Below are 24,245 nucleotides of genomic sequence, written 5' to 3' on the forward strand. Positions count from 1 at the left end.
AAAATGATGAACAAAGGGCGAATTATTTTTGGTTCGCCCTTTGTTTTTTACGTTTCGTGTCAGTCGCTTATTTTGCCGCTAACACATCCGCAAATGCTTTTACATACGGCGGAAGGTCCGGCGGACGTCTGCTGGAGATGAGGTGGCCATCTGTGACGACCGCCTCATCAAACCAATCCGCACCGGCATTTGTCATATCATCTTTAATACCAGGTGTACTTGTCACTTGTCTGCCTTTCAGGATTCCTGCTGAAATCAGCACCCAGCCGGCATGGCAAATCTGCCCGATTGGTTTTGCCTTCGCATCAAATGTACGGACGATGTCTAATACTTCTGGATAACGGCGCAGTTTATCAGGCGCCCATCCGCCAGGGACAAGCACAGCATCATAATCATCAGCTTGAATGGAATAAAAATCTGCATCAGATACCGCCGGCACACCATACTTCCCGATGTACTCATGATTTGCTTTTTCACCTACAAGATGGACAGTCGCCCCTTCTTCTCTTAAACGCAGAACTGGATACCACAGCTCTAAATCTTCAAAATCATCACTGACAAACGCAATGACCTTCTTATCTGATAAACGCATTCTATCTCTCCTCTTCTTTCGATTTCCTCTATTGTACGAGATGTCCTCTTAAAAAGAAAAGCGGTTCCCCTCGAGGAGAACCACTTGACCTTATTCGCTGATCTTGAATTTTTTAATTAAATCGCGTAATTCTTCCGCCATTTGGGAAAGAGTCGTGGATGAAGAACTAATCTCTTCCATCGAAGCAAGCTGTTCTTCTGCTGAAGCTGCGATATCTTGGATGCTTGCTGAACTCTCTCTCGATACATCCGCAATTTCATTCACTGCTTTAGAAATTTGCTCAGATCCTTTCGACAGCTCGCGCACCGTTGTATTCATTTCGTTCATTCTTGCTGCGATTTCCGCTGTTTGCTCATTTATTTGTGAGAAGCTTTCTTTCGTTTGATCTGTAATAGTAAGACCGTTCTTTACTTCTTCATTCACTGCTTTGAACATATTTTGAGATGTTTCAATTTCAGAGACGATTTCATTCACAAGCTTTTCAATCTCTTTTGCTGAATCTGATGATTGAACCGCTAGTTTACGCACTTCTTCCGCAACAACAGAGAAGCCTCTGCCTGACTCGCCTGCGCGTGCTGCTTCAATAGCGGCATTTAGTGCAAGTAAATTCGTTTGATCCGCTATGCCGTTAATCACGCCTAGGATGTTTGTGATATCTTTTGATTTATGCTCTAGTCCGTTAATCACGCCTTCAGCTTCTTTCACTGAATGGTCAATCGTCTTCATTTGGCCGACAGTTCGCTCCACAAGCTGGCCGCCTGTTTCTGCGACTGTTTTTGATTGAACAGATGACGCTGTGATGACATCAGACGTTTCAGCAACTTCGTTCAGTCCTTCATTCATTTGTTTTAAATGAACTGCGCTTTGCTCCACCATTTCGCTTTGATTTTCATTGCCGTTTGAGAATGTTTCAATAGACGATGTAATATGTTCGGTTGCTTTTGTTGTTTGACCTGCACTTGCCGTCAGTTCTTCAGATGATGAAGCGACATTCTCAACAGATGTTTGTACAGCTTGAATGACATCTCTTAGAGACTCACTCATTTCATTAAAGCTTGTGCCAAGCTGTCCAATTTCATCTTTTGAGTGGACATCAATTTTTTCTGTCAAATCTCCCTGACTGATCTTCTTCGAAGAAGAGACAAGAGTGGAAAGTGGTTTTGTAATGGAACGGATGATAAAGAAGATCAGAATCCCGCCAATGATAAGCGCGCCGGCTAAAATGATGGCGGCCATATTAAAAACTGGCTGTGCAGCTTCTTCTACTTCACTGACAAACATCGTCCCGACAATCTTCCAGCCAGTTGCCTTGTTTGTCGTGAACTCCATTTGCTTTTCTTTCCCTTCAAACATATAACTCATAGATCCGTTATCTTGTGAGTACATTTTTTCTAACCATTCACCAGATAATTTCGTTCCTGCTTTTTTCTTTGGATGTGCCACATATGTGCGGTCCGGACTTCCAATAAAGGCATAGCCTTGTTTCCCAATGTTAATGCTATTGGACTCTTTTACTAGATTCGCAATGTCTAGGTTCATCGCGATGACGCCTGATCCATCCTCTAGTTTTTTAGAAATCGTTACCACCAGCGTACCGGTTGATGCCGTTGCATATGGAGCTGAAATAGACAGCTCACCGTTTTTCGCCCAGCCGTCTTTATACCAATCCCGCTCAGTTGCGACATAATCGGCAGGCATTTTTTGATTAGGATATCTTGAAAACACTTTGCCGTCACTTGAAGCGACAAAAATACCTTCTGTGTCATCATTCATACTCATGAACTGCTCAAAGCGTCCTTGAATATCGGTCGTGCCTTTTTGCTTGAGCTTTTTCTCCGTGATCCATTTGCTAAAGAAATCGGCTGCGTCTGTTTTCACTTTTACAACCTTCGTAATATTTTTATCTAGCTGCTCTACATTTTCCTTTGCGCTTTGCATAATTTGATCATTTAAGGAGGTGCTTGCCGTATGATATGAAGAGAATGCCAATACGATGATTGGGCATAAAAGAATAAATAAGAAAGAGAATACGAGCTTTTTTGATATAGATGGCTTTCTGAAATACTGTATGAATTTCATAAAAAAGAAAACTCCTTTTAGTAAGATAGTATATATATCGGAAGTACTACTAGGTTCTTTACTTTTTTAACTTATTAAAGTCTAAATAAGTCCAAATTACCCAATTTATATGCATTGAATGGAAAAACACCTGACGTTTTGGCGTCAGGTGCTTAAGATTGTTGACAAAGGGCTAAAATGTTCTTGATTTTAGCCCTTGTCTTCTTTTCAGTGTGATAGAAAACCTTTGCAGTCCTAGGAAGGACGAGCACAGGAGCGGAGCGAATTTGACATTCGTGAGCACCGGAGCGCAGACCTGACACCGAATGCGAGGGTTTGTCTACACGCTGAAACACCTGACGTTTTGGCGTCAGGTGTTTCGCTACTCTCTTACATTTTAAATTGTTTAATGAGCTCTCTTAGTTCTTCTGCCATCTGAGATAAAGTGGCAGAGGAAGAACTGATCTCTTCCATAGATGCAAGCTGCTCTTCTGCTGAAGCTGCGATATCTTGGAAGCCTGCTGAGCTTTCTCTTGAGAGCTCTTTGATTTGATTCACCGCATGAGAAATATCATTTGAGCCATGTGATAACTCTTTGGCTGATCCGTTCATTTGTTTCATTTGTTCTGTCATTTCTGATGTTTTATCAGTGATTTTCTCAAAGCTCACTTTTGTTTCATCTGTAATGTTTAATCCAGACTGTACTTCCCCTGCTACTTGTTTAAACATTTTCTGCGATTTTTCTATTTCCTCCACAATTTCGTTCGTCAGGCTTTCAATTTCTTTTGAAGAGCTTCCTGATTGCTCTGCCAGCTTGCGGACTTCTTCTGCGACAACAGAGAAGCCTCTGCCAGCTTCACCTGCTCGTGCAGCTTCGATCGCAGCATTTAAAGCAAGGAGATTCGTTTGATCCGCAATACCGTTGATGACCCCCAGAATATTTGTAATATCCTTTGATTTCTGCTCTAAACCTGCAATGACAAGCTCTGCTTCTTTTACTGCCTGCTCAATGGTTTGCATTTGACCTGCTGTTTTTTGAACGAGTTCTCCTCCAGCCTGAGCGGTTTTGCTCGATTCGATCGACGATTCCATCATATGAGAGGTCGTGTCGACCATATGCGATAGGCTGCGATCCATTTCGTTTAACTGAACTGAGCTTTTTTCGATCATATCATTTTGATGTTCAGTGCTGTTTGAGAACTGTTCAATAGAGGATGTGATATGCTCGGTCGCTTGAGCTGTCTGTCCTGCACTTGCCGTTAATTCTTCAGACGAAGCAGCCACATTTTCAATCGAATTTTGAACAGCTTGAATGACTTGTTTCAGCTTTGCTGACATGTCGTTAAAGCTTTGCGCAAGTTTACCTATTTCATCGTGCGTACGAACTTCAATATGCTGGGTCAAATCACCTTGACTGATTTTCTCAGCCGATTCAGAGAGCTCTATCAGTGGCTTTCGAATCGATTTAATAATAAAATAAACCGCGATTCCGCCAATGACAATCGCAGCCGCAAGGATGATCATTGTTAAGTCGAGCACTGGCTGAGCGGCTTTTTTTACTTCATTCACATACATCGTTCCAGCAAGCTTCCAGCCTGTTGCTTCATTTGTGTCAAAAAACATTTGCTTCGGCTGGCCATTGTATTCATATTCAAAGCTGCCTTGTTTTTTATCATACAATTTCGAGATAAAGTCACCAGTCAGCTTTGTCCCAGCCTTATCGGTTTTATGGGCAACATAACGCTGATCTGAGGTGGCGATAAACGCATAGCCTTCTTGGCCAATTTTGATGCTGTTTGTATCTTTTATAACCGTATTTAATCGTACATTTACCCCGATCACACCAGATCCATCTGCTAATTGTTCTGATATTGTGATGAGCAGGTCATCAGATGACTTACTTGTAAAAGGATCTGAAATAATGAGTTTCTTATCTCCCATCGATTGCTGAAACCATGGTTCATTTTTTGCGCTCTTTGCATTATCTTTGTGTATCTCGGAATATTCAGTTAGTTTACCATTTTGATCTGCAACAAATACTTCTACTACATCGTCATCTGTTTCCGATAATTGCTCTAATTTCACTTTGAGTAAATCTTTGTTTTTAGCAGCCAATTCACTCTTTTTGACCGATTTGGATAAGTATGAAACAATGTCAATTTTAGGCTGTATATCTTTATTAATGAGTTCATTTAATTGTTGAACACCATTTGCAGCGCTAGACATAATCTCATCATTGAGAGACTTTGATGCCACTTCATAAGAAAATGCGGCCAATACGAGAATTGGCACTAGGAGAATCGCTAAAAATGCAGTAATTAATTTCTTCGACATCGTAAAGTGCTTAAAAAAGTTGATTTTTTTCATAACTCTACTCCTTTTGATTTATGATTTGTGGTCTTTCTCTTCTATTCTTAGGTAATATGAATTATTTTTCAAGGAATAATGTTCAAAAAAACCAAAAAATAAGTACAATTACCTATTTCTTTTTATTCAATAAATAAAAAGAGCCTCTAGTTGGAGGCTCTTTTCTTCATGTCTATTCAACTTTAAACTTGCTAATTAAATCGCGTAATTCTTCTGCCATCGAAGAGAGTGTGGCAGAGGATGAGCTGATTTCTTCCATTGATGCCAGTTGTTCTTCTGCTGAAGCAGCAATGTCTTGAATATTTGCTGAGCTTTCACGTGATACGTCTGCGATCTCACGAACAGCCTCTGACACATGTGCAGAGCCTTTTGAAAGCTGGACAACGGTTTGATTCATTGTTTGAAGCTGGTTAGAAATTTCTTTTGTCATGTCGAAAATATTGTGGAAGCTTACTTTCGTTTGTTCAGTGAAGCTTAGGCCTGATTGAACTTCTCGATTCACCGCAGTGAATACTTCCTGGGATACGTCGATGTCTTGCACGATTTCATTGATCAAATTCTCAATTTCTTTTGCCGAGTTAGCAGATTGAACCGCAAGTTTTCTTACTTCTTCTGCTACAACGGAGAATCCTCTGCCAGATTCACCAGCTCTTGCTGCCTCAATTGCTGCATTTAGTGCAAGTAAATTCGTTTGATCGGCAATTCCATTGATGACACCGAGAATTTGGGTAATGTTTTTAGATTTATTTTCAAGCGCCCTGATGACGTTCTCTGCTTTTTTCACGGACTGATCAATAACATTCATTTGAGAGGCCGTTTTTTCAACAAGCTGTCCGCCTTCTCCTGCGATATCTGTTGATTTGATCGATGAAGCCGTAATAGACTCAGCTGATTCATTCATATTTTGAAGACCACGGTTCATTTCCTCTAACTCGACTGAGCTCAATTCGACTTTATCATTTTGGCTTTCATTTCCGCTGGAGAATTGTTCAATGGCTAGTGTAATATGCTCAGTTGCTTTACTTGTCTGTCCTGCACTGGCAGTCAGTTCTTCTGATGAAGATGCGACATTTTCGACTGAAGTTTGAACGGCTCCAATGAGGGATCTCAATGAATCAATCATCGTATTAAAGCCTTTACCAACTTGTCCAATTTCGTCATCTGACTGGATCTGAAGCTTATCGCGCAAATCACCATCGCTGACTTTTTTCGAGAAACGGGCAAGATTGGATAATCTTTTTGAAATAGAGCGGACGATAAAGAAAATAAGGGTTCCTGCTACAATGAGTGTGACACTGAATACGATAATGGCAGTATTGAAAACGGGCTTTGCCGCTTCTTCTACTTCAGATACGAGCATCGTTCCACCAATTTTCCAGCCGGTTAATTCATTGGTGACATATGCAACCTTTTTATCTGTTCCTTTGAGGGTATAGCTGCCGCTTCCTTCTTTGTTTTTATAAATAATACTGGCCAGATTTTCATTGACCTGACTTCCTGACTTTTGGGTTGGATCTGCTAAAACCGTTTGATCTTTCTCCATCATGAAAGCATAGCCTTTTTGCCCAATTTTGATTTCTTTTAGTTTTTGGAGCAGGCTGTCAATTTCCATATCAAGACCAATGACACCTGAACCATCTTTCGTTTTTTGGGCAATTGTGATCACCATTTTGCCTGTGGATGCTGCTACATATGGTTTTGTGATGACTTGTTTGCCGTTTTCTGCTTTCAATGCCTCTTGATACCAAGGACGTTCTCTTGGATCGTAGCCATCCGGCATCTTTTGGACTGGGTATTGCATAAACAATCCCTTTTCAGAGCCTGCATAGATCGCAGAAACATCTTTTTCATTAATTTTTCCAAATTGCTGTAATTCTTTAATGGTTGCATTTCTATTTTTTTCTTGAAGATTAGACGCTTTGAGTGAATCTGAGAACAGTGTCACAGCATCTGATTTGTTTCCAATATTCTCATTGATTAAGGTATCAAATGCATTGACCTGACTCATCGCACTGCCCATAATCTGTTTGTCTAGCTCTGTCTTTGATGTAAAAAACGCACTAATTGTCAGTGCCACGGTTGGCAGGATAAGAACTACCAAGAAGGCAATGATTAATTTTTTTGAAATGGATGGTTTTTTGAACCATTGGATCATTTTTCCCATTTTAACTTTCCCCCTTTACTTCTCTAAAGTTAATATCGGATGAAAGGTGTATTTTTAGAGACTGGAAATGACGTTTAAAAATAAAAAAAATACCCAGACAATTCTGGATATTTTTTCATCATTATTTAATTAATTTTAAATTGACTTGTGAGCTCTTTTAGCTCCTCTGCCATGTTGGCAAGTGTTACAGAAGAAGACGTGATTTCTTCCATAGATGCTAGCTGCTCTTCTGCTGAAGCCGCAATGTCCTGAATGTTTGCTGCGCTTTCTCTTGAGACTTGGCGCATCTCCTGCATCGCTTGTGAAACAAGCTTTGAACCGCTCGATAGGTCAATGGCTGTATCGTTTAATTGTGACAGTTTTTTCGACATTCCTTCTGCCGCCTCATAAATGTGCTGGAAGCTTTCTTTAGCTTCTTCTGTCATACCGAGCCCTGCGTTTACTTCTCGATTGACTGCTTTGAACATATCTTGAGATTTAGCAATTTCTAACACAATTTCTTGGATAAGCTTCTCAATTTCTTTCGCTGAATCTGCGGATTGGACAGCTAGTTTTCGCACTTCTTCGGCAACGACGGAGAAGCCGCGTCCTGATTCACCTGCTCTTGCTGCTTCGATTGCTGCATTAAGCGCAAGTAAGTTTGTTTGATCCGCAATGCCGTTAATGACATTTAAAATACTCGTAATATCTTTAGACTTGTATTCTAATTCTTTCATGACCTGTTCTGCTTCTTGTACGGATGTATCAATATGTTTCATTTGGCTCGCTGTGCTTTCAACAATTCGCCCGCCTTGACCAGCCGCCTCTGTTGATTGAAGTGAGACAGCAGCTACTTCAGATGAGGTTTGTGACATATCTTGTAATCCTTCGTTCATTGCCACAAGCTGATTCGTACTAGATTCTACTTTCTCGTTTTGTGCTTCATTTCCATTTGAAAATTGTTCAATCGACATCGTGATATGCTCTGTTGCTTGACTCGTTTGACTGGCACTTGCCGTCAGCTCCTCTGAAGCCGAAGCCACATTGTCGACAGATTGCTGTACAGCACGAATGACGTCACGAAGAGATTCACTCATCTTGCTGAAACTTCTTGTGAGATCTCCTATTTCATCCTTCGATTTCGTTTCGAGGGTTTCTGTTAAATCCCCTTCACTCACTTTTTCTGAGAAATCAACAAGCCTTCTCAGTCCAATTGTGATCGAGCGAACGATGAAGAAGATAGCGACACCACCAAGGATAAATGAAGAAATTAAAAGAATAATGGCAGAATTCCAAACTGGCTGTGCTGCTTCTTCTGTTTCTGAGACAAACATCGTTCCAGCAATTTTCCAACCTGTTAAATCATTTGTTACAAAAACGAGGCGTTTTTGTTCTCCTTTATTCTCATAAGTTGATGTTCCTTCTTTGCCGCTGTAAAGGATAGATGAAATATTTTCTGTGACCTTAGATCCTGATTTTTCTTCTGGATGGGCTACAATTTGTTTGTTTTTATTTGCAATAATTGGATATCCTTCTCGTCCAATTTTAATATCTTTTATTTTATTTACAATGTCTTGCACATCAATATCGATTCCGATGACTCCCGACCCATCCTTCAGTCGCTGAGCAATCGTGACAACCATGCCGTTTGTTTTGGAAGAGCCCTTTCCGTTTGTTGTGGCAGAAATGTATGGATTGGAGACAACAGGCTCACCTTTTTCATCCTGCATCGCTAGTTGATACCAATCACGTGTTGTTGGATCATAGCCTTTTGGTATGTCTACTTTAGGAAACTGAATGAAATCACGATTTTTACTTGCTGCATAAAAACCTACTACATCATCTTCATTGATTTTGCTGTATATCTCAAAATGCTCATACAGTTCGTCCTGGTTTTTCTTTTTAAAGTCTGCAGCAGTAGATGTTTCAGCAAAGAGTTTCACCGCTTTTTCCTTATTCGAAAGCTTTTGCTCGATCATGTCATTCAGTTCATTGACTCTTGCATTTGCTCCGTACATGATTTCATGATCTAGTTCTTCTTTGGCAATCTGATATGAAATCGTACTGAGTGTAATAATGGGCAAGACGAGAACAAGTGTGAATGAAATAATCAATCTTTTAGAAATCGATGGTTTTTCCAACCATTTTATGACACTTTTCATGTTTTTCCTCCTTTTAAACGTTATTTTATATATCGGACGGCTTGATATTATTTTCATGTTTTTCAAATAAAAAGGATGACTTTTTGTTTATTTTCACAAATTGATTCCTTGCCCAAGCACCCTGCATACGCTAATACTAAAGGGGGCGCTTTTCATATGATTATCCTTTCAGGACAGCCAGTGACTAATGAGCAGCTGGCATCGTTTCAGCTAGAAGGACAAAAGCGGATCATTTTGATGCAGTTACAGGCCTCGAATGGTACGTTCCGCTATAGGCAAGCATCTGATTTGTTATTTGAGGTCACTTTAAGATCAAACATTATGAATGCTGCAAGAGATTTGAATAAAAGCGGTGCCTCATTTGCCATCTTTCAAAGATCGCGTGCAAATGATGCGTTTTGGCGTGTATCGGAAGCAGGAGCATTAGAGCTGCGCTATCAAGTGGAGCCATCTAGAGGCATTAAAGACATTTTTGAAAATGGTTCAAAATATGCATTTGAATGTGCAACGGCGATTGTCATTGTGTTTTATATGGGAGTCTTGCAAACAGTAGGAGAGGAGAAGTTTAACCGAAGACTTCGCAGTTTAACACTGTATGACTGGCACTATGATACTTTGTCAATTTATACAGAGCGCGGAAATGATTTTATCTATGGGGATTGTTTATATTTCGAAAATCCAGAGTTTAGCTATCAGCAGTCGCAATGGCGCGGGGAAAATGTGATTTACTTAGGAGAAGATCAATATTACGGTCATGGGCTTGGAATTTTAACAGCAGCAGAAATTATCGACAAACTGAATAAGAGAAGACGGCCAGGTGCAGTTCAATCCGCTTATTTATTACCGCAGACTACCCGGATGGATGTGATTTATCTCAGGCAAATGTTTGGCAGCTAAAAAAAGCCTCTTGTCTATTGGTTATGACAAGGGGCTTTTGTATGCCTTGCGCTTACGATAATTTTGGAGTGTGCCAAGCAACGTGTTCGCAAGGATCTCCATTTCTTCTAAATCTTTTCTTGTGACCGGTGGATCGTGCCTGCTCCACTTCACGTATCGAACAAAATAGTAGTGACGAATGGGCGTAAGGACGGCAGGAGAATGAGGAAAATCATCAAACCAGAATTCAATCTGACCTTTTTTTCGGTAGGAATGTTTTAAGATGTCCATCCTGTCACACCACCCGTCATGATTTTATCTGCGTCAGTTCGTGCATGATGTCTTCAACGGTTAAAATCGAGCGAATACGCCCAACGCCCTGTCCTGCCCACAAAGCCATTTGTTCAGGGTTACCGCCGGCAGCAGCTGCTTTTCGCATCGGTGTTGTCCATACATGCTGAACCGGATAAGGAAGAACCCTATCTTCATGCAGGCTTTCATCCTCCATCCACTGATTCACAATGCCTCTCGCTCTTTTCCCAGAAAAAAGCCTTGTCACCCTTGTTTCACTGCCTTCTGCCTGTAAAATGGCCTTCTTGTATACCTCTGCCGCAGCACTTTCCTGGCTGGCTAAAAACCTTGTGCCGATTTGAACCGCATCTGCTCCAAGCGCCAGCACTGCTTTCACACCTGCTCGGTCCGTGATACCTCCGGCAGCAATCAATGGCACGCGGCAGAGCGGTTTGACATCAGAGATCAGACTGATCAGTCCCAGCAGTGCGTCTCCTTTTGCCCGTAAAAATGTGCCGCGATGCCCCCCTGCTTCACTTCCTTGCAGAACAATAGCATCCATTCCTTTTTCCTCTAAAAGCAGTGCTTCCTCTTTTGTTGTGGCCGTTCCGATTAAAAAGATTCCCTTTTGTTTTAAGCGGTGAATCGTTTGTTCTTTTGGACAGGCAAATGTAAAGGAAACAATCGGAACGTCTTCTTCCAGAAGAATGTTGATTTTTTGTTCAAAATCATCCCACAATTCTTCTTCGCTTGGCATCCTATCTGCTGACGGGCGTGCAGGCAGTCTCTTTTCCCAAAATGCCACATCCTCTTTTTTCACTTCTGGAATTGGCTCTGGTACAAACACATTGACCTGAAACAGGCGAGATGTCAGGTGTTTGACCTGTCTAATCTGCTGTCTTAAATGGTCAGGCTGCACATATCCACTTGCCAGGCTGCCAAGCCCTCCGTATTCCGAAACTGCGGCTGCCAGCTGCGGTGTCACAGCTCCTCCTGCCATTGGCGCTTGGATGATTCCATGTTCAATCTGCAGTAACTTTTTGATATCCCCCATTTACTTCCCCCATCTCTTACTCGTTTGACGATACTTGTACATAAAAATGACGATGTCTCGGCCCGTCAAACTCACAGAAATAGATTCCCTGCCACGTGCCAAGTACAAGATCTCCATCATGAATGAGAACATGCTGAGACGCCCCCATATAACTCGCTTTCATATGCGCTGCCGTATTCCCTTCCATATGGCGGTCCTTTGGATGTTCCCACGGGAAGACTTCATCAAGCCGGCGAAGCATATCCCGTTTCACATCTGGATCCGCATTTTCATTAATGGTAATCCCTGCTGTCGTATGTGGACAATAGACGATGACAGTTCCGTGTTGTATGCCTGTTTCCCTGACATATTGGAGAACCTCGTGTGTGACGTCGATCATGTCATCGCGTCTGTCTGTTTGTACATTGATTTTTTTCATATGAGCTGCCCCTTTTTGACGTTTCTATAAATTCATACCCTTTTTATGTGAAACAAATCTTCTTACCTAAAGTTTACCAAGCAAAAAAACCTCGTCAAGCAGTACGAGGTTTTTAAGAGAAATGAACCTTTTTGACTTCAATGGTTCGAATATGGTGGTCTTCAGCATCAATGATCGTAAATTCACAGCCTTCTGCTTCAATCGTATCTCCAATGTCAAAATCAAATTTATGCGTCATCATCCAGCCTGCAATTGTATCAACATCATCATTCTCAATGGCTAAATCCAATAAATCATTTACTTCATCAATCAATGCTTTCCCATCCATCACATAATGGAAATCACCTTTTTTCACGATGTGAGGTGTTTCATCCTGATCATATTCATCTCGAATCTCTCCGACAATTTCTTCTAATATGTCCTCTACTGTGACAAGTCCCGCTGTACCTCCGTATTCGTCTACGAGCACTGACATATGGATTCGTTCCTTTTGCATCAAAATGAGCAATTCCTGAACAGGGGTGCTTTCAATGACCCGGATCACCGGACGCATTAAGTCTTCAATAGATACATCTTGATTTAGGAAGCTCGCTTTAAATACATCTTTGCTATTGATAACTCCAATCACATGATCTTTGTCCTCTTTAATAACAGGGTAGCGTGTGTACCTTTCGTTCAGCATATAATGGGTCACATCTTCTAAGGTCTGTTCAATCTCTATAGCTGAAATTTCTGTACGTGGGATCATGATCTCTCTCGCCACTCGGTTATCAAATTCAAAGATTTTATTCACATATTTGTACTCAGATTGGTTAATCTCACCCTTCTCATAGCTTTCAGATAAAATGAGTCGCAATTCTTCCTCACTGATCGCCACTTCATGTTCTTTGACAGAATGATAACCAAATAATTTCACGATGCTTCGTGCAGCCCCATTTAATGCTTTAATAAACGGGTACATGACTTTATAGAAAAAGATGAGTGGTTTTGCTGTCACAAGGCTGACGGCCTCTGCCTTTTGAATGGCAATTGTTTTAGGCGCGAGTTCTCCAACAACAACATGTAAAAACGTAATGATCACAAATGCGATGATAAACGAAAGGATGTCAGTTAATGCGGAATGAAGCCCGATTTTTTCAAAAAGCGGATGCAGAAAATGCTCCACCGTCGGCTCACCCAGCCATCCTAAGCCTAAAGCTGTGATGGTAATTCCTAGTTGGCAGGCGGACAAATATTCGTCTAGATTTGATATCAGCTTTTGAACATGAATGGCCCTTTTATCACCGCTTTCAATCAGCTGGTTAATTTTAGAGCCTCTAATTTTCACAATCGCAAATTCAGTGACAACAAAAAATGCTGTCGCAGCAATGAGTAATATGACTAAAAATACGTTTAAAATGTACAAAAAAACCCTTACCTAACACTGGTAAGGGCTCACCTCCTCTGGCATCAATTAATCATTACGGCCATTTAGGAAGATCATTACAAAACGGAGCAATTCAAACAGGGAGACAAGGGCCGCTGCTACATACGTAAGAGCTGCAGCATTTAACACCTTGTTCACGCCTCTTTCTTCACTGCTTCTAATGATTCCTTCTGAAACAATGATATCTTTTGCACGAGAACTTGCATTAAACTCGACAGGCAATGTCACAAGCTGAAAGAATACAGCTGCTGAGAACAAAATGATCCCAAGCCCGATTAAGTTAAGGCTGCTGAGCAAAATTCCACCAAGGAAAAGAAGCGGAGCAACACCAGATGCAAAGTTCACGACAGGAAAGATCTTATGTCTCAAAACAAGCGCACCATAGGATTCCTGATGCTGCAAGGCATGTCCAACCTCGTGTGATGCGACTGAAATGGCCGAAATGGAGTGGCCGTAGTACACAGGTTCAGATAAACGAACCACACGCTGCGTCGGGTCGTAATGATCAGTCAAAGTTCCTCTTACCGGTTCAACGGGCACATCGTATAACCCGTTGCGATCTAAAATATATCGAGCGGTTTCAGCACCTGTTTTCATACTGGATGCTTCCACCTTTGAATACTTTTCAAAATTATTCTTCACTTTAAATTGTGCCCAAAATGATAATCCCAATGCGGCAAATGTTAAAAAATAAAAAAACAGCATGCTCATCAGCTTCCTTTTTATTTTATATATTTATTTACAATTTTAATGACTTTTATGTACCATGTACAGCAAAAAGCACTAGGTCTTTTTCAGGGGAATGACCGCACCAATGAAAAAGAAGAACACACCTAAGCAAGCTGTATAAAAGGTCACTGTACCATAAAGGTCTTGAAAAAAGTGAAGCCATGAAAAATCACTCATAAAATGATTCACAGCATTTAAATCAAACACGAGTAAGATGACAGCTGATGATAAAAAGTGCACACCAATAAAAAGAAGTACGGTCTTTTGAACGAACGACATTCGAATTCCCTCCTTCTTCTCCCTTATTTTAAGATATGGGTTCTATTTCAATACATGACGAAGATGAAAAAATCTTTCCTCAATCGGGCATACTGACATTAGCATTCTCCTGAAAGGAAGAGTCCGATGAAATCAAATCGTATCTTTATCGCTTGGCTAAGGTGGCCGCTTTATCTTCGAATTGCTATTATCATTTGTTTCTTGCTTCTTTTTTTTGGACAATTAATCGTTTTACTAGAACCGAAGCAGTATCATACGATCTTTGATGGGATCTGGTGGGCGCTCATTACAGTCTCTACGGTTGGCTACGGTGATTTTGTGCCGCAAACCATGCCAGGGCAGGTGGCGGGTATGGCACTCATTTTTATCGGAGCCAGCTTTGTCACCGCTTATTTCGCCACACTTGCCGCCGCTGTGTTCAGCAAGCAGCACCATTATGTTGAGGGCAAGGTAGCCTTTAAAGGGAAAGGACACCTGATTATCGTCGGCTGGAATGAGAAGACGAACAAACTACTTCAGTCGTTTCAAACGATTGATCCAGCCATGCCGATTGTGCTGATTGATGACTCCTTGAAAGAGGGGCCTCTTTTGGAAAATGTTCATTTTATTAAAGGACATGGGACCGAAGACGGCACACTCCGTAAAGCCAATATTACCGGTGCAGATGCACTGATGATTACCGCAGATCAGCATGAAAATGAAGTGACAGCCGATATGCAGAGTGTCTTAACCTTACTTGCAGCAAAAGGCTTAAACCCTTCGCTATATTGTTTAATCGAAATCTTAACAGATCGTTACGTGAAAAATGCCGAACGTGCTGGTGCCAACCAAGTCATTCATACCTCTGATGCTGTCAATCATTTAATGGTTGAACATTTTCTAATAAAGGAACAGCTTACGGCGTTAACAAAAAAACGACAAATGACCTTGCATAAAAACGTCACGATCATACCTGTACCAGCTTCATTGGCTGGAGAAACCTTCTTAACAGCGCTCCATCACTTTTTAGAGCATCATGTGATCATCGTTGGCGTACAAAAAAAAGAAGGACCCATGATGAATCCTCCCTTTGGCTATGAGCTTCATCCAGAGGATGAACTGATCAGCCTTTAAAGCAGTGCGTCTTCTAATTCCTTGACGAGCGAAAAGCCAATCTCAGCATAAGCCTTTGATACATCTCCATCTTTCTCTTTTGGTTCTTGGAATTGGTTAAAGGATGCGCCCACATTTCCAACCATCGCATGATCATCTAACTTGTCTTGATATACATGCTTTAAGAGAAATGGATGTCCCATTTTCACCACAACCCCTGGCTGATCCAGCTGGCCTTTCTCGGCTGTAAATGGAACTCTGAGAAAGGTATAGCCATCACGGTTATCAATTTTATAATCAAAATATCCGTGATCATAATCCCAGTTCCCATTAATGACATAACCGAGCGGCTTCATCGTTTCTTCTAAATGGTAAAGTGAAAAGCTTTCACCAGGCAGCCTGGATGGTACATGAATCATACGAAACCCTCCTTTTTTATTAGGGTTCGTTAAAGAGAGGAATTCATACATTTCCTCTCGCGATTTGTACATTGTTTGTAAACGCGGCATCAAATAAGCTTTGATTGGTTGATTGATTCGTCTCGTTATCGCTGCCGGAACCTGCTGTTTCCTTCGTAGCACTCTTAGAACAAATGCGTCCGACATTGCCAAAGTTCACGATTGCCTGGCCAGAAATATCATGAATATAGACATGATTCGTCCTCATTTTTCACCCTCCTCCATTTATTATTCTATGTACAGAACATAGGAAAGCTTGCACAGGAACCTGAAGAAAACAAAAAAGGCACACCTTTATGAAAAGGTGTGCTTTTTCGCCTTATGATTGTTTTAAACGGCTTTCAAGCTCTGCTTTTTTCTCTTCGAAGCCCGGTTTGCCTAGTAAAGCAAACATATTCACTTTATAAGCTTCTACTCCAGGCTGATCGAATGGATTGACGCCTAGTAAATATCCAGACATCGCACATGCTTTCTCAAAGAAGTACACAAGGTATCCGAATGTATAAGCATCCATCTCAGGAATTGTCACGATAAGGTTCGGTACTTTTCCATCTGTATGGGCAAGCATCGTTCCTTCAAATGCTTTTTTATTGACGAAATCAACCGTTTTTCCTGCTAGATAGTTCAAGCCATCAAGGTCTTGTTCTTCTGCTTCAATCACAAGCTCATGTCGAGGCTTGTCTACATTGACGATTGTTTCGAACAAGTCTCTTCTTCCTTCTTGAACATATTGGCCAAGTGAATGAAGATCTGTTGAGAAGTTAGCAGATGAAGGATAGATTCCTTTTTCATCTTTGCCTTCACTTTCACCGAATAATTGCTTCCACCATTCTGCGAAATATTGCAGGCCTGGCTCATAGTTAATCAGCATTTCGATCGTTCTGCCTTTATTGTAAAGGACATTGCGGACGACAGCATATTGGTAAGCCGCATTTTCAGAAAGCTCAGATGAAGCGAAGTCTTCGCTTGCTTTTGCCGCACCTTCCATCATCTGATCAATGTCTGCACCGCTCACAGCGATTGGCAAAAGACCGACTGCTGTTAATACAGAATAGCGTCCACCAACATCATCAGGGATGATAAATGATTCGTAGCCTTCTTCAGTTGCTAATGTTTTCAGTGCACCGCGTGCCTTGTCAGTTGTCGCATAAATACGTTTTTTCGCTTCTTCAGCACCGTATTTTTCAATGAGGAGCTTTTTAAAGATGCGGAACGCAATGGCTGGCTCTGTTGTTGTACCAGATTTTGAAATCACATTAATGGAGAAATCTGCATCTTCCAATAGATCCATCACATCTGTTAAATAAGAAGAACTGATGTTATTTCCAATAAAAATGATTTGTGGTGTCTTGCGCTTGCCTTTTGGCAAAGTGTTATAGAAAGAATGGTTCAAAAACTCAATCGCCGCACGTGCACCTAGATATGACCCGCCGATTCCGACAACAAGCAGGACGTCAGAGTCAGACTTAATTTTATCTGCACTTTTTTTAATGCGGGCAAATTCTTCGCGGTCATATTGCTTCGGCAAGTCCACCCAGCCTAAATAGTCACTGCCTGCACCCGTTTGTTCATGAATATTATGATGGGCCACCTTCACAAAATCTTTTAAATATGTAAGCTCATGTTCTTGAAAGAAAGGTAACGCTTTCGAGTAGTCAAATTGAATATGTGTCATCGCTTGTAAGCCCTCCATTACGTTAGTTCTGTCCCTTTCACTTTAGCGGAACTAGCTTTTGAAATCAAGTGATCGTCACTTGCATAACAAAAAGCCGCTTCTCATTCGGAGAAGCGGCAATCTGAATTATAAAGAAGCTTTCAAAATCGATAGAATGTCATCACGGTTAAGTTTCATAAAGTTTCCAAAACCACCATATTCCATTTCTTTTGCTGCAATGTCAGCAATTTTGTCCAGCTGATCCTCACCAATGTCATAATCAGCTAAACGGCTTGGTGCACCAAGGCTTGTCCAGAACGCTGACAGTTTGTCGATTCCTTCTAATGCGATGTCACGATCTGACTTTCCTTCTGTTTCGATATCAAACATGTTCAGCATAAGGTTTTTAAAGCGTTCGACATTATGATCGAGTGTGTGGCGCATCCAGTTTGGGAAGAGGATAGCAAGCCCGCCTGCATGCGGAATGTCATAGACAGCCGATACAGCATGCTCAATCGTATGGGACGCCCAGTCGCCAAAGTAACCCATTTGCAGCGTGCCATTTAAAGCAATTGTTCCTGCATAAAGAATGGTTTCACGATGCTCATAGTTTTGTAAGTCCTCCAGCAGTTTTGGTGCTGTCTCGATGACCGTTTGAAGAACAGCAAAACACATCCGATCCTGTAAAGGCGTGTTTTTTACATTATGGAAGTATTGCTCAAAAACGTGGCTCATCATATCGACCATACCATACACTGTCTGGTTTTCTGGCACAGAATACGTATGCTCAGGGTCTAGAATCGAAAAAGCAGGGTGAGTGACTGAGCTGCCCCACACATATTTTTCATTCGTTTCCCAGTTTGTGATGACAGAGTCCGGGTTCATTTCTGAACCAGTTGCCGCAAGTGTCAGCACTGTGCCAAACGGCAAAGCTTTTTGAGCGGTTGTTTTCTTTGAAATAATATCCCACACATCACCGTCATACTCTGCTCCGGCTGCAATTGCTTTTGTACAGTCGATCACACTCCCGCCGCCAACGGCTAATAAGAAATCAATGTTCTCTTTTTGGCAGATATCGATTCCCTTTTTCACTGTTGTGAGGCGCGGGTTTGGTTCAACGCCAGACAGCTCAAACACTTCGGCATCTGCTTCATTTAACGCACGGATGACATTGTCATAAAGACCATTTTTCTTAATGCTGCCGCCGCCATATACAAGTAACACTCGTTTTCCATAACGAGCGAGTTCGCTTTTGAGTCCTTCTAGTTGTCCTTTTCCAAACATCAATTTTGTTGGATTGTAGTAAATAAAATTCTCCATCTGTTGAAACATCTCCTTACAACGAATATATCCAAAAACATGAAAGACTACTGTAACATATGTACACGATGAACTCAAAAAAAGATAACTGCCCGCAAGCAGCTATCTTTTGTTGTTCAATTATAAAGAAGCGTTCAGAATGGCTAAAACATCTTCTTTGTTTAGCTTTTTAAATTGACCAAATTCACCGCGTGCCATTGCACGGTCTGCAATTAAATCAATTTTCTCATCGTTGATATCATAATCCGCTAAACGGCTTGGCGCACCAAGACTTGTCCAGAAAGCTGACAGCTTGTCGATTCCTTCTAAGCCGACTTCTTCATCTGTTTTGCCCGCAGGATCTACATCAAATACACGCACCGCTAATTGTTTAAAACGGCCTGGGTTTTCTTGAATGACATGTTTCATCCAGTTCGGGAACAAGATCGCAAGTCCGCCTGCATGAGGAATATCATAGACAGCAGATACTGCGTGCTCAATGTTATGAGATGCCCAGTCACCACGTGCCCCCATTGAAAGCATTCCATTAAGCGCAATTGTGCCAGTGAATAAAATGGTTTCACGCAGCTCGTAGTTCTCTAAATCATTGATCAACTTCGGTGCCGTTTCAATGACAGTGCGAAGAAGTCCTTCACACATACGATCTTGATAAGGTGTATTTTCTGTGTGATGGAAATATTGTTCGAACACATGTGACATCATGTCAACCATGCCATAAATCGTATGGTTTTTAGGCACAGTGAATGTGTTGACTGGATCCAGAATAGAGAATTTCGGGAAAACTGCTGGACTTCCCCAGCCATACTTCTCATTTGTTTCCCAGTTTGTGATAACTGATCCAGAGTTCATTTCAGAGCCTGTTGCGGCAAGTGTCAACACAGTACCGAACGGAATAGCTTCCATAGGAACGTGCTTACGTGTCACGATATCCCAAGCATCTCCATCGTACTTCGCACCAGCTGCGATGGCTTTTGTCGCATCAATGACACTGCCGCCGCCAACTGCCAAAATAAAATCAATATCGTTCTCTTTGCAAAGCTCGACCCCTTTTCTTACTGTTGTTAAGCGCGGGTTTGGCTCTACGCCAGCAAGTTCAGTGATGGCAGCTCCTGATTCTTTTAGAATACTGACAACTTGGTCATAAAGGCCGTTTCGTTTAATACTGCCTCCACCATATACAAGTAATACGTTTTTTCCGTAGTGTTTGAGTTCATCTGAAAGGGCTGATACTTCTCCCTTTCCAAAAATTAATTTCGTTGGGTTCCAATAAGTAAATCGATCCATGTGATCTCCTCCTCGCGCTACATTATGCGCCTCATTCATTCCAAAAGTAAAGTAATTTGCTTTCATCCATTTTCTTACGCATAGTTTGGCTAAAAATCTGCAAAATATAAATGTATTGATGCTGTAGCGAAAGGAGGAATCACGATGAGTGCTATTCAGCGTATTGCCCTCGTGCTCACGATTATCGGTGCTATTAACTGGGGACTAATCGGCTTTTTTCAATTTGACTTAGTAGCAGCGATCTTTGGCGGACAAGGTTCTGCATTATCACGTATTATTTATGGTCTTGTTGGAATTGCAGGTCTTGTCAACCTTGGTCTGTTGTTCAAGCCAAGCGAAGAAGCTGTTCGCCGTGACGAGCCGAATCCAGAGGTTCGTTAAATAAAAGGACATAAAAAAGGCTGCCTACATGAGGCAGCCTAAGGCACCGTTTGAAGCGGTGCTTTTTATTATTTCTTAATAAGGTCTTTACGGTTTGATTGCTCAATCCACTCTTCAAGTTTATCTTTAAGCGTATTGAAACCTTGTGGTGCAGCAGCTTCTTCTTTCACTTGCTGTGGTCTTTGTTTCTTTGGTTTGCTTTCTTTTCTTTCAGGTGCTTCTTGTGTCGCACGGATAGAAAGGCTGATTTTACCTGCATTTTCATCAACAGAAAGAACTTTTACTTGTACTTCGTCACCAATTGAAAGGTGCTCATTGATGTCTTTTACAAAGCCATGTGTTACTTCAGAAATATGCACAAGTCCTTGAGTTTCTTCATCTAATGCAACAAACGCACCATACGCTTGTAATCCTGTTACTTTACCAGTGTAAACACTGCCTACTTCAAACTTTGTCGCCATGATAACAACTCCTAAATAAATGTTTTAATATTCGTTTATACGCAATTAAAAACTATATCACAGAACGGGCAGTTACGCAAAATATTTTTTATATGGGTTTAGATTAGATTAAAAGGGGGAATACCTGAAAACAAGAATGCTTTCTAGTATTCCCCCCTAATTTGTGAGGCATGAGTCCATTTGGATTGATGCCTTTTTTTATTTTAAGATGGCTGATGCTTCTTCCTTCACTTGTCGAGCCTGCAAAAAGCGCTGAATTCTTGAAAGTGATTCCTGAAGATGATCAAGTGATGAAGCATATGAACAGCGAATATGACCCTCACCGCTCGGTCCGAATACATTCCCAGGAACAACAGCGACTTTTTCACTTAGGAGCAGCTCCTCAGCAAATTGTTCTGATGTCATGCCTGTGCTTTTAATCGATGGGAACGCGTAAAACGCTCCGTTTGGCTGATGGCATGTGAGTCCTAGTTCATTCAGGGAGCCGACAAACAAATTACGGCGTCTTCTATAGCTTTTCTTCATTTTCTCTACATCTTCAAGCCCATTTTTTAATGCTTCTTCTGCCGCATATTGTGCCATCGCCGGCGCGCACATCATAGAATATTGATGTATTTTCAGCATGGCATCGCGCAGTACAGGTGGTGCTGCCACATATCCTAAGCGCCAGCCCGTCATGGCAAACCCTTTAGAAAAGCCTGAAATCAAGATCGTTCTTTCTTTCATATCCTGAATAGCCGCCACGCTTGTAAAAGCTTCATCGTATGTCAGCTCTGCATAAATCTCATCCGTAATAATGAGCAGGTCATGCTCTTTCGCAAATTGAGCAATATCTTCAAGCTCTTCCTTTGAATAAACAGACCCCGTTGGATTTGATGGCGAGCAAAGCAAAATGGCTTTTGTCTTCGGCGTCAGCTTTGTGCGAAGATCAGCAGAATCCGCTTTGAAATCTTTTTCAGCGGATGTACTTAAATAGACAGGCACTCCGCCTGCTAGTGTCGTAAGCGCCCCGTATGCTACGAAACAAGGCTCTGGAATGATCACTTCATCTCCGCTGTTTAAAATCGCACGAAAGGCCAAATCAAGTGCCTGGCTTCCGCCAACTGTGATAATGAGTTCTTCTTCTGGACTGTAGTCAATGTGAAACCGCTTATATAAATAGTGGCTCAGTTCTTTTCGCAAAGAGATTAAACCTGCATTCGCCGTATAGGAGGTCAGTCCTTGTTCTAATGACATAATACTTGCTTCTCTGACATTCCAAGCTGTCACAAAATCCGGCTCACCGACACCAAGGGAGATAACCCCTTCCATTGTGGCAGCCAAATCAAAGAATTTCCGAATACCTGACGGCTGAATGCTTTGTACCGTTTCAGATAAATAAGACTTTTTCATTTAAGGAGACACCACGATTCTTTTGTCATCGTCTCCTGTTTCAAACACTTTCCCATCATGTTTATATCTTTTCAAAATAAAGTGGGTAGTTGTTGAAACAACGGAATCAAGTGTCGATAATTTTTCAGATACGAAGCGGGCAATATCAGACATTGATCTTCCGCGGATCACAACGGAAAGATCATAAACACCTGACATGAGATAGACAGACTCCACTTCCTGAAACCGATAAATCCGTTCAGCAATTTCATCAAATCCGACGCCTCTTTTTGGTGTCACTTTTACATCAATCATTGCTGTAACGCCTTCATGGCCATCCACTTTTCGCCAGTCAATCATAGTTGAATAATCAATAATAACTTTTTGATCTTCAAGTTTTTGAATGATGGCTTCGGCTTCTTCTGTTGTCACGCCTGCCATTTTTGCTATTGTATTTAAATCGGCGCGGCTGTTTTCATCTAAAATCTCTAATATTTCAGTTTCTTTTTCTGTTAGTTTCATTTGATTTCACACCTCAGATTATAAAAGCTAGTTTTAAAAAATCTTCTGAACATTATAGCACGTTTTTCCCATTATGCTAAGCAGGGAAAAGATTCTAATGATAGCTTAAAATCCACTTTTTAGGGTACAATACAGTCACCTAACAGAGAGAGTATCAAGTATCGGAGTGAAGAATGTGGACATTGTTCAGCCAGCTTATATGAAAAGTACATTCGGTTTAGACATCTATTACGAGCACTATCCAAATGAGGGCAAGAAGACATTGATCTTAATTCACGGTCTCTTCTCTTCTACCTTCAGCTATCGAAAACTCATTCCGCTTCTAAAGCAGGACTTCAATTTAATTGCGATAGATCTGCCGCCATTTGGACAGTCCGAGAAGTCGAATACGTTTATTTACAGCTATCGCAACATGGGAAAAATTATTATTGAGCTAGCTGGTTATTTACAGATTCAGCATGCGATTCTAGTAGGCCATTCAATGGGAGGACAGATTGCCTTATACGCTGCCACTGAGCGGCCGGACCTATTTGAAAAGGCGGTTCTTTTATGCAGCTCTGGATATTTGAATAAGTCAAAAAGATCACTTGTTTACAGCACATATATTCCTTATTTTTATCTGTATCTAAAAAGAAAGCTTTTAAAGCAGGGCATTATGAAAAATTTAACTGCCGTTGTGCATGATCACTCCATCATTGATCAAGAGATGGTCGACGGATATTTAAAACCGTTTTCAGATGATCAAATCTTTCGGGGAATATTTCGTTTGATTCGGCACCGGGAAGGAGATTTAACCTCGGACGTTTTAAAGAAAATGGAAACACCCGTGCTGCTTATTTGGGGCGAGGAAGATCGAATCGTTCCCATTCAAATAGGCGAAAGACTGCACAAAGATCTGCCGAATTCGACCTTACATGCATTAAAAAAAACCGGGCACCTCATTCCTGAGGAAAATCCGGTCTTTGTGTCTGATCAAATCGGACATTTCAGCCTGTCTTAGCGTGAACAGGAGCTGCTGTCTCGCAAGACAAAAAGCTGATTTGCTATATGCTGACAGCTCTCTATCGGAAGAAGCTGTTCAAATGAGTGATGGTAGATGGCTTGAATCTCTTTTGCTAAAGATAACGGGTCTTCTGCGTCGTATAATGCACTGATGACGTCAGCAGGCTCCGTTTCATAAAAATCCTCTCCATAATGAAAAGGGTCCCATGCCTTAATGAATTGAATCATCTCTTCTACAGCTTGACTATCTTTCATCGGTATCACCGCTTATAATAAATTTTGTGATGTTTATTTTAGCACAACCA

At 41.3% G+C, this 24,245-nt stretch carries 24 protein-coding genes and 3 pseudogenes; 4 read left to right on the forward strand and 23 right to left on the reverse strand.

What is annotated here, in order from left to right:
- Window positions 1-67: 67 nt before the first annotated feature.
- The 8 genes and pseudogenes from NST59_RS14540 to NST59_RS19200 form a co-directional block, all read right to left on the reverse strand.
- Window positions 68-592: a type 1 glutamine amidotransferase domain-containing protein gene (locus NST59_RS14540; protein ID WP_024423278.1), complete on the reverse strand. Its 525-nt coding sequence runs from the start codon at window positions 590-592 to the stop codon at window positions 68-70.
- A 90-nt stretch (window positions 593-682) separates the two neighbouring features.
- A complete protein-coding gene (tlpB, locus tag NST59_RS14545) occupies window positions 683-2,671 on the reverse strand; it encodes a methyl-accepting chemotaxis protein TlpB (RefSeq protein WP_064498112.1) in 1,989 nt (662 codons plus the stop codon).
- A gap of 369 nt (window positions 2,672-3,040) precedes the next feature.
- The gene (locus NST59_RS19175) at window positions 3,041-3,988 is read right to left on the reverse strand and encodes a methyl-accepting chemotaxis protein (RefSeq protein ID WP_369880186.1); all 948 of its coding nucleotides are present in this window, start codon (window positions 3,986-3,988) and stop codon (window positions 3,041-3,043) included.
- A pseudogene (locus NST59_RS19180) lies at window positions 3,980-5,017 on the reverse strand (HAMP domain-containing protein); the annotation flags it as partial. The gene NST59_RS19175 and the pseudogene NST59_RS19180, both read right to left, overlap by 9 nt.
- Before the next feature lie 172 nt (window positions 5,018-5,189).
- Window positions 5,190-6,140 carry a methyl-accepting chemotaxis protein gene (locus NST59_RS19185; RefSeq protein WP_369880188.1) on the reverse strand — a complete coding sequence of 317 codons (951 nt, stop codon included), beginning with the start codon at window positions 6,138-6,140 and terminating at the stop codon, window positions 5,190-5,192.
- Window positions 6,135-7,181 (reverse strand): annotated as a pseudogene (locus tag NST59_RS19190) (HAMP domain-containing protein); the annotation flags it as partial. The gene NST59_RS19185 and the pseudogene NST59_RS19190, both read right to left, overlap by 6 nt.
- A gap of 125 nt (window positions 7,182-7,306) precedes the next feature.
- A complete protein-coding gene (locus tag NST59_RS19195) occupies window positions 7,307-8,257 on the reverse strand; it encodes a methyl-accepting chemotaxis protein (RefSeq protein WP_369880190.1) in 951 nt (316 codons plus the stop codon).
- Window positions 8,249-9,379, reverse strand: a pseudogene (locus tag NST59_RS19200) (cache domain-containing protein); the annotation flags it as partial. The pseudogene NST59_RS19200 and the gene NST59_RS19195, both read right to left, overlap by 9 nt.
- 99 nt (window positions 9,380-9,478) lie before the next feature.
- On the opposite strand from NST59_RS19200, the gene NST59_RS14565 reads away from it, so the two are divergent.
- The gene (locus tag NST59_RS14565; RefSeq protein WP_039181052.1) at window positions 9,479-10,219 is read left to right on the forward strand and encodes a protein-glutamine gamma-glutamyltransferase; all 741 of its coding nucleotides are present in this window, start codon (window positions 9,479-9,481) and stop codon (window positions 10,217-10,219) included.
- A 21-nt stretch (window positions 10,220-10,240) separates the two neighbouring features.
- Here the strand turns inward: NST59_RS14565 and NST59_RS14570 are convergent, their stop codons facing one another.
- From NST59_RS14570 to NST59_RS14595, 6 genes are all read right to left on the reverse strand, one after another.
- Window positions 10,241-10,489, reverse strand: a complete 249-nt coding sequence (locus NST59_RS14570) for a hypothetical protein (RefSeq protein ID WP_039181054.1) — start codon at window positions 10,487-10,489, stop codon at window positions 10,241-10,243.
- A 16-nt stretch (window positions 10,490-10,505) separates the two neighbouring features.
- On the reverse strand, window positions 10,506-11,543 hold the full coding sequence (locus NST59_RS14575; RefSeq protein WP_039181057.1) for a nitronate monooxygenase: 1,038 nt from the start codon (window positions 11,541-11,543) through the stop codon (window positions 10,506-10,508).
- A gap of 16 nt (window positions 11,544-11,559) precedes the next feature.
- The gene (locus NST59_RS14580; RefSeq protein WP_144491478.1) at window positions 11,560-11,961 is read right to left on the reverse strand and encodes a secondary thiamine-phosphate synthase enzyme YjbQ; all 402 of its coding nucleotides are present in this window, start codon (window positions 11,959-11,961) and stop codon (window positions 11,560-11,562) included.
- A 112-nt stretch (window positions 11,962-12,073) separates the two neighbouring features.
- Window positions 12,074-13,366, reverse strand: a complete 1,293-nt coding sequence (locus NST59_RS14585) for a hemolysin family protein (protein WP_024423287.1) — start codon at window positions 13,364-13,366, stop codon at window positions 12,074-12,076.
- Window positions 13,367-13,414: 48 nt separating this feature from the next.
- Window positions 13,415-14,089: a zinc metallopeptidase gene (locus tag NST59_RS14590; RefSeq protein ID WP_024423288.1), complete on the reverse strand. Its 675-nt coding sequence runs from the start codon at window positions 14,087-14,089 to the stop codon at window positions 13,415-13,417.
- Between the two features lie 81 nt (window positions 14,090-14,170).
- Entirely contained in the window at window positions 14,171-14,395 is a 225-nt protein-coding gene (locus tag NST59_RS14595) for a hypothetical protein (protein WP_059375867.1), read from the reverse strand.
- A gap of 126 nt (window positions 14,396-14,521) precedes the next feature.
- Between NST59_RS14595 and NST59_RS14600 the strand changes: the two genes are divergently transcribed.
- Window positions 14,522-15,508 (forward strand): potassium channel family protein, encoded by a 987-nt coding sequence (locus NST59_RS14600; protein WP_212042193.1) that lies wholly within the window; start codon window positions 14,522-14,524, stop codon window positions 15,506-15,508.
- Here the strand turns inward: NST59_RS14600 and NST59_RS14605 are convergent.
- The 5 genes from NST59_RS14605 to NST59_RS14625 all read right to left on the reverse strand — a co-directional run bounded on the left by NST59_RS14605 (window position 15,505) and on the right by NST59_RS14625 (window position 20,203).
- A complete protein-coding gene (locus NST59_RS14605) occupies window positions 15,505-15,906 on the reverse strand; it encodes a YugN-like family protein (RefSeq protein WP_024423291.1) in 402 nt (133 codons plus the stop codon). The genes NST59_RS14600 and NST59_RS14605 overlap by 4 nt on opposite strands.
- Before the next feature lie 43 nt (window positions 15,907-15,949).
- Window positions 15,950-16,153: a spore germination protein gene (locus tag NST59_RS14610; RefSeq protein ID WP_231730856.1), complete on the reverse strand. Its 204-nt coding sequence runs from the start codon at window positions 16,151-16,153 to the stop codon at window positions 15,950-15,952.
- Window positions 16,154-16,264: 111 nt separating this feature from the next.
- Window positions 16,265-17,620 carry a glucose-6-phosphate isomerase gene (locus NST59_RS14615; RefSeq protein WP_024423293.1) on the reverse strand — a complete coding sequence of 452 codons (1,356 nt, stop codon included), beginning with the start codon at window positions 17,618-17,620 and terminating at the stop codon, window positions 16,265-16,267.
- A 126-nt stretch (window positions 17,621-17,746) separates the two neighbouring features.
- Entirely contained in the window at window positions 17,747-18,919 is a 1,173-nt protein-coding gene (locus NST59_RS14620) for an iron-containing alcohol dehydrogenase (RefSeq protein ID WP_047203925.1), read from the reverse strand.
- Window positions 18,920-19,039: 120 nt separating this feature from the next.
- A complete protein-coding gene (locus tag NST59_RS14625) occupies window positions 19,040-20,203 on the reverse strand; it encodes an iron-containing alcohol dehydrogenase (protein ID WP_034282535.1) in 1,164 nt (387 codons plus the stop codon).
- 144 nt (window positions 20,204-20,347) lie between these two features.
- On the opposite strand from NST59_RS14625, the gene NST59_RS14630 reads away from it, so the two are divergent.
- A complete protein-coding gene (locus NST59_RS14630; RefSeq protein ID WP_003212952.1) occupies window positions 20,348-20,584 on the forward strand; it encodes a DUF378 domain-containing protein in 237 nt (78 codons plus the stop codon).
- Window positions 20,585-20,652: 68 nt separating this feature from the next.
- Here the strand turns inward: NST59_RS14630 and yugI are convergent, their stop codons facing one another.
- From yugI to NST59_RS14645, 3 genes are all read right to left on the reverse strand, one after another.
- Window positions 20,653-21,045, reverse strand: coding sequence for a S1 domain-containing post-transcriptional regulator GSP13 (yugI, locus tag NST59_RS14635; RefSeq protein WP_008345795.1), 393 nt, complete (start codon window positions 21,043-21,045; stop codon window positions 20,653-20,655).
- Window positions 21,046-21,243: 198 nt separating this feature from the next.
- Window positions 21,244-22,437 (reverse strand): aminotransferase, encoded by a 1,194-nt coding sequence (locus tag NST59_RS14640; RefSeq protein ID WP_039181074.1) that lies wholly within the window; start codon window positions 22,435-22,437, stop codon window positions 21,244-21,246.
- A complete protein-coding gene (locus NST59_RS14645; protein WP_003213765.1) occupies window positions 22,438-22,938 on the reverse strand; it encodes an Lrp/AsnC family transcriptional regulator in 501 nt (166 codons plus the stop codon).
- Window positions 22,939-23,113: 175 nt separating this feature from the next.
- Between NST59_RS14645 and NST59_RS14650 the strand changes: the two genes are divergently transcribed.
- Complete coding sequence (locus NST59_RS14650) at window positions 23,114-23,938, forward strand: alpha/beta fold hydrolase (protein WP_024425926.1); 825 nt, start codon at window positions 23,114-23,116, stop codon at window positions 23,936-23,938.
- Here the strand turns inward: NST59_RS14650 and NST59_RS14655 are convergent.
- A complete protein-coding gene (locus NST59_RS14655) occupies window positions 23,935-24,195 on the reverse strand; it encodes a YugE family protein (protein WP_039181076.1) in 261 nt (86 codons plus the stop codon). The genes NST59_RS14650 and NST59_RS14655 overlap by 4 nt on opposite strands.
- Between the last annotated feature and the right edge of the window lie 50 nt (window positions 24,196-24,245).

It is taken from the genome of Bacillus sp. FSL R5-0439, assembly GCF_038008805.1.
GTDB lineage: Bacteria > Bacillota > Bacilli > Bacillales > Bacillaceae > Bacillus > Bacillus safensis.

Coding starts and splice junctions, on each gene's coding strand:
- NST59_RS14610 (WP_231730856.1), bottom strand. CDS start 16,153: ATGAGGACGAATCATGTCTATATTCATGATATTTCTGGCCAGGCAATC.
- NST59_RS19175 (WP_369880186.1), bottom strand. CDS start 3,988: ATGTCAGCAAAGCTGAAACAAGTCATTCAAGCTGTTCAAAATTCGATT.
- NST59_RS14655 (WP_039181076.1), bottom strand. CDS start 24,195: ATGAAAGATAGTCAAGCTGTAGAAGAGATGATTCAATTCATTAAGGCA.
- NST59_RS14565 (WP_039181052.1), top strand. CDS start 9,479: ATGATTATCCTTTCAGGACAGCCAGTGACTAATGAGCAGCTGGCATCG.
- NST59_RS14620 (WP_047203925.1), bottom strand. CDS start 18,919: ATGGAGAATTTTATTTACTACAATCCAACAAAATTGATGTTTGGAAAA.
- NST59_RS14575 (WP_039181057.1), bottom strand. CDS start 11,543: ATGGGGGATATCAAAAAGTTACTGCAGATTGAACATGGAATCATCCAA.
- NST59_RS14625 (WP_034282535.1), bottom strand. CDS start 20,203: ATGGATCGATTTACTTATTGGAACCCAACGAAATTAATTTTTGGAAAG.
- NST59_RS14630 (WP_003212952.1), top strand. CDS start 20,348: ATGAGTGCTATTCAGCGTATTGCCCTCGTGCTCACGATTATCGGTGCT.
- NST59_RS14580 (WP_144491478.1), bottom strand. CDS start 11,961: ATGAAAAAAATCAATGTACAAACAGACAGACGCGATGACATGATCGAC.
- NST59_RS14570 (WP_039181054.1), bottom strand. CDS start 10,489: ATGGACATCTTAAAACATTCCTACCGAAAAAAAGGTCAGATTGAATTC.
- NST59_RS14640 (WP_039181074.1), bottom strand. CDS start 22,437: ATGAAAAAGTCTTATTTATCTGAAACGGTACAAAGCATTCAGCCGTCA.
- NST59_RS14645 (WP_003213765.1), bottom strand. CDS start 22,938: ATGAAACTAACAGAAAAAGAAACTGAAATATTAGAGATTTTAGATGAA.
- NST59_RS14595 (WP_059375867.1), bottom strand. CDS start 14,395: ATGTCGTTCGTTCAAAAGACCGTACTTCTTTTTATTGGTGTGCACTTT.
- tlpB (WP_064498112.1), bottom strand. CDS start 2,671: ATGAAATTCATACAGTATTTCAGAAAGCCATCTATATCAAAAAAGCTC.
- NST59_RS14600 (WP_212042193.1), top strand. CDS start 14,522: ATGAAATCAAATCGTATCTTTATCGCTTGGCTAAGGTGGCCGCTTTAT.
- NST59_RS19195 (WP_369880190.1), bottom strand. CDS start 8,257: ATGAGTGAATCTCTTCGTGACGTCATTCGTGCTGTACAGCAATCTGTC.
- NST59_RS19185 (WP_369880188.1), bottom strand. CDS start 6,140: ATGATTGATTCATTGAGATCCCTCATTGGAGCCGTTCAAACTTCAGTC.
- NST59_RS14615 (WP_024423293.1), bottom strand. CDS start 17,620: ATGACACATATTCAATTTGACTACTCGAAAGCGTTACCTTTCTTTCAA.
- NST59_RS14540 (WP_024423278.1), bottom strand. CDS start 592: ATGCGTTTATCAGATAAGAAGGTCATTGCGTTTGTCAGTGATGATTTT.
- yugI (WP_008345795.1), bottom strand. CDS start 21,045: ATGGCGACAAAGTTTGAAGTAGGCAGTGTTTACACTGGTAAAGTAACA.
- NST59_RS14605 (WP_024423291.1), bottom strand. CDS start 15,906: ATGATTCATGTACCATCCAGGCTGCCTGGTGAAAGCTTTTCACTTTAC.